General features: G+C 62.7%; 5 protein-coding genes. All 5 read left to right on the top strand.

The features are described from left to right. Nucleotides 1-747 (top strand): glycine cleavage T C-terminal barrel domain-containing protein (locus WA989_RS03015; RefSeq protein WP_424339045.1); only part of this gene is annotated, 747 nt, incomplete at its 5' end. Nucleotides 748-759: 12 nt separating this feature from the next. Further along, nucleotides 760-1,152 (top strand): glycine cleavage system protein GcvH, encoded by a 393-nt coding sequence (gcvH, locus tag WA989_RS03010; RefSeq protein ID WP_424339044.1) that lies wholly within the window; start codon nt 760-762, stop codon nt 1,150-1,152. A gap of 2 nt (nt 1,153-1,154) precedes the next feature. Further along, nucleotides 1,155-2,498, top strand: coding sequence for an aminomethyl-transferring glycine dehydrogenase subunit GcvPA (gene gcvPA / locus WA989_RS03005; RefSeq protein WP_424339043.1), 1,344 nt, complete (start codon nt 1,155-1,157; stop codon nt 2,496-2,498). Next, nucleotides 2,498-2,812: a hypothetical protein gene (locus WA989_RS03000; RefSeq protein ID WP_424339042.1), complete on the top strand. Its 315-nt coding sequence runs from the start codon at nt 2,498-2,500 to the stop codon at nt 2,810-2,812. The genes gcvPA and WA989_RS03000 overlap by 1 nt, the downstream gene beginning before the upstream one ends. Continuing rightward, nucleotides 2,809-4,380, top strand: a complete 1,572-nt coding sequence (gcvPB, locus tag WA989_RS02995) for an aminomethyl-transferring glycine dehydrogenase subunit GcvPB (protein WP_424339041.1) — start codon at nt 2,809-2,811, stop codon at nt 4,378-4,380. Before WA989_RS03000 ends, gcvPB begins: the two co-directional genes overlap by 4 nt. The last annotated feature ends 37 nt before the right edge of the window (nt 4,381-4,417 follow it).

Genomic DNA, 4,417 nt, shown 5'->3' with positions numbered 1-4,417 from the left:
GTGAAGCAGCAGGACTGGGCGCTGATGCGCGACAAGCTCAGCGACACGTGCCAGCTTCAGACAGCCGATGACCGCATTCTGGTGGCCCTGCAGGGGCCAGAAGCAGAAGCGGTGCTGGCGCCGCATTTCGCAGAAGCCTCGGATTTGAGCTTCATGCGTTGCAAGCACATTCAGAAGGATGGCGAGCGCTATATCGTCTCGCGCTGCGGTTATACCGGTGAGGACGGGTTCGAGCTTCTCCTGCCGAACAATGAAACCGGCCTCGGCATCGTCAAAGCGCTGCTTGACGATGACCGCGTCAAACCCATCGGCCTCGGCGCCCGCGACAGCCTGCGTCTTGAGGCGGGGCTCTGCCTCTACGGCCATGACATGAACCCGTCCCGCACGCCCGTCGAGGCTGACCTTCAATGGGTGATCCAGAAGTCACGCCGCGAGCGCGCTGACTTCCCCGGCGCCGAGAAAATCCTCGGCCAGATCGCCAATGGCCCGGCAGAAAAACGCGTCGGCATCCGCCCGCTTGAGCGCGCGCCCGCCCGCGAAGGCACCGAAATCCATGTGAATGGCGAGCAGGTGGGCGTGATCACCTCCGGCGGCTTTGGCCCGTCCGTCGAAGGTCCGGTCGCGATGGGATATATCCGCGCCGATCTTACGGAACCCGGCACCCCGGTCCAGTTGTTAGTCAGAGGCAAGGAGAGGGCAGGCGAGGTCGCCGCGCTCCCCTTTGTCGAACCAAATTACAAACGTTGAGGATTAAACCCGATGACCCAGCATTTCACCCAGCAAGTCACATTCTACACCGAAGACCATGAATGGGTCACCGTTCACGGTGATCTCGCCACGGTAGGCATCACCCGCTACGCCGCCGAACAGCTCGGCGATGTCGTCTTTGTTGAGACACCCGAGGTCGGCAAGACCTTCAAGAAGGGTGACGAGATGGCTGTCGTAGAGAGTGTGAAAGCTGCCTCCGACGTCTATGCGCCGCTATCTGGCGAAGTGATCGACGCGAATGGCGACCTCACTGACGCACCGGAAAAGGTCAACGAGCATCCGGAATCCGAAGGCTGGTTCTGCGTCATCAAATTCTCTGACGGCGCCGAGACCCAGGGGCTGATGGACAAGGATGCCTATTACGAATTCTGCAAAGGCCAATAAACATGCGCTATCTGCCGCTCACGCCTGAAGACCGCACATCCATGCTCCAGACGATCGGGGCGAAATCGGTTGATGATTTCTATGCTGACGTACCGAATGCCGCCCGTCTTGGCGGCAAGGTCGAAGGCCTGCCGGATCATCAGGGTGAACTGGCCGTTGAGCGGCATATGGCGGCGTTGGCCAGAAAGAACCGGACCGCCTCCGAGGGGCGGTTCTTCGTCGGCTGCGGCGCCTACAAGCACCACGTCCCGGCCACGGTGGACCATATCATCCAGCGGTCGGAATTCCTGACGACCTACACGCCGTACCAGCCTGAAATCGCGCAGGGGACGCTGCAGACCCTGTTCGAATTCCAGAGCCAGGTGGCCGCGCTGACGGCGATGGAAGTCGCCAACGCTTCCATGTATGACGGCTCGACGGCCTGCGCAGAAGCCGCCCTCATGGCCTGCCGCGCGACCCGGCGCAAACGCGTCGTTCTGTCCGGTGGCCTGCATCCCCACTATGCCGCCGCGGCCCGCACCGTCTGCGAAGCGCAGGGCATTGAAATTGTGCAACTGCCGCCAGCCGTGGATGACGAACTCGCGCTCAAGGACGCCGTGACCAAGGAAACGGCCTGCGTCATCGGCCAGAGCCCGAATGTGTTCGGCACGGTGACGGACCTCACGCCTGTCTCCGAAGCGGCCCATGCCGAGGGCGCATTGCTCGTCTCCGTTTTTACAGAAGCCATCTCGCTCGGCCTGGTCACGCCGCCCGGCGAAATGGGCGCTGACATCGCGGTTGGCGAAGGCCAGTCCATCGGCAATCCGCTCAGCTTTGGCGGGCCCTATGTCGGCCTTTTCGCCTGCACGCAGAAACTGGTGCGCCAGATGCCGGGCCGGCTCTGTGGCGAGACGGTGGATGCAGAAGGCAGTCGCGGCTTCGTGCTGACGCTATCGACGCGCGAGCAGCATATCCGCCGGGACAAGGCGACGTCCAACATCTGCACCAATGCCGGCCTCTGCACGCTCGCTTTCTCTGCCCACATGACGCTGCTCGGCGACAAGGGGCTGACCCAGCTTGCCACGCTCAACCATGAGGCGGCCTGCGCGCTCGCCGATGCGCTTGAAGCGGTGCCGGGCGTTGAAATCCTGACCCCGCGCTTCTTCAACGAGTTCGCTTTCAGGACGCCTGTAAACGCCGAGGCCGTGCTCGCAGAGCTTGACGAAGTCGGCGTGATTGGCGGGGTGCGCGTCTCGCGCCTCTTCCCCGACAAGAAGATGGACGATGTCCTCGTCTGCGCGGCGACCGAATGCACGACGCCTGAAGACATCGCCGCCTATGCGGATGCGCTGAGGGAGGTGCTTTGATGGTCGACGCCGCTCCGCAGCATCAGGACGCCTGGAAGCACAAGCGTGCGATCTGGGAGTATGAGCAGTATCTCGAAGAAGTCTTCGACCGGATCGGCGCCAACCCGACAAAAACCAAACGGCGCAAAGACCAGTTCAAGGCGATCTACGAAGACCCTGAGCTCTGGCGCGACCCTGACTCCTTCAAGAAACTCTATGAGGATCTGCGCAAGGAAATCATCGCCCTCGGCCAGATCCATATCGGCGCGATGAACAAGCGCATCCTCGAAAAATTCGGCACCAACTCCCCGCACCATGTGGAGGCACGCATATGAGCATGAACACCCAAGGCCGCCAGACCTCCCCGTCTGAAGCGACAGCGACATCGCACATTCACACCGTCTCAGGCTCGCACGGCCTGCAGCAACGTGAGGATCTGATCTTCGAGACAGGCCGTGCCGACAAGACCGGCGTCGACCTGCCAGCGCCGAAAGGCACGACATCCCGCCTCGGCGGTGTCACGCGCAAGCGGCCGACCGATCTGCCGGGCCTGTCTGAGCCGGAAGCCGTTCGCCATTATGTGCGCCTCAGCCAGAAGAATTACGCCATCGACCTTGGCCTTTTCCCGCTCGGTTCGTGCACGATGAAGCATAATCCGCGGCTCAATGAGAAAACCGCACGCATGCCGGGCTTCGCCGACATTCACCCGCTGCAGCCGCAGGCAACTGTTCAGGGCGCTCTGGAGCTGATGGACCAGCTTGCCACCTGGCTCAAGACGCTAACAGGCATGCCTGCTGTCGCGATGAGCCCCAAGGCCGGCGCGCATGGCGAGTTCTGCGGTATGATGGCGATCCGCGGGGCGCTGATGGCGCGCGGCGAGATCGAGACCCGCACCCGCGTCCTCGTGCCCGCCTCCGCGCATGGCACGAACCCGGCAACGGCCGTCCAGTGTGGCTTCAAGGTCGATGAGATCAAGGCGAACAAGCGCGGCCGCGTTGACATGGAGGACCTGCGTTCGAAGCTGGAAGACAGCGCCGATATCGCCGGCATCATGCTGACCAATCCGAATACGTGCGGCCTGTTTGAAACCGATATCCGCGAAATCGCGGACCTGATCCACGAGGCCGGCGGCTACTTCTATTGCGACGGCGCGAACTTCAACGCCATCGTTGGCCGCGTGCGGCCCGGCGATCTCGGCATCGATGCGATGCACATCAATCTGCACAAGACCTTTTCGACCCCGCATGGCGGCGGCGGCCCGGGCTCTGGCCCGACGGTTCTGTCAGAAGCGCTCGCCGACTATGCGCCGGTGCCTTTCGTTGTGAAGGATGAGGACGGCTTCCGCCTTATCGAGGAAGTCGACGGCAAGGGCGAGGATGCGTTTGGGCGCCTCGCCGCCTTCCATGGCCAGATGGGCATGTTCGTGCGCGCGCTGACCTATATGCTGAGCCATGGCGCAGACGGGCTGAAACAGGCCGCCGAAGACGCTGTGCTCAACGCCAACTATATCCAGGCGCGTCTGAAGTCGGTCATGACACCGGCCTTTGACGGCTATTGCATGCACGAGGCGTTGTTCTCCGACGCGTTTGCCGCAGAGGGCATCGAGACCCTCGATATTGCCAAGGCGCTGATCGATGAGGGCTATCACCCGATGACCATGTACTTCCCGCTGGTCGTCCATGGCGCGATGCTGATCGAGCCGACGGAGACCGAGAGCAAGGCAGAGCTCGACCGGTTCTGCGACGCGCTGGAATCGGTGGCAAAACGGGCGGCTGCGGGCGACGAGTCACTGCAGTCTGCGCCCTATCTCGCCCCGATGCGCCGGCTCGACGAAACCCAGGCGGCCCGCAAGCCGATCCTGCGCTGGACACCGCCAGAGCCGGAAAAGATCGCGGCGGAGTAGCTACCAGATCGCCGCCTTGATCGGCGCAGGCTTGAGC

The sequence above is a fragment of the Henriciella sp. genome (genome assembly GCF_049649345.1).
Taxonomy (GTDB): domain Bacteria; phylum Pseudomonadota; class Alphaproteobacteria; order Caulobacterales; family Hyphomonadaceae; genus Henriciella.
This window is presented reverse-complemented; position numbering and strand designations above follow the sequence as displayed.

What these genes read in the sequence shown, in the direction of transcription:
- gcvH (WP_424339044.1), top strand. Translation starts at nt 760, where the DNA reads ATGACCCAGCATTTCACCCAGCAAGTCACATTCTACACCGAAGACCAT.
- gcvPA (WP_424339043.1), top strand. Translation starts at nt 1,155, where the DNA reads ATGCGCTATCTGCCGCTCACGCCTGAAGACCGCACATCCATGCTCCAG.
- WA989_RS03000 (WP_424339042.1), top strand. Translation starts at nt 2,498, where the DNA reads ATGGTCGACGCCGCTCCGCAGCATCAGGACGCCTGGAAGCACAAGCGT.
- gcvPB (WP_424339041.1), top strand. Translation starts at nt 2,809, where the DNA reads ATGAGCATGAACACCCAAGGCCGCCAGACCTCCCCGTCTGAAGCGACA.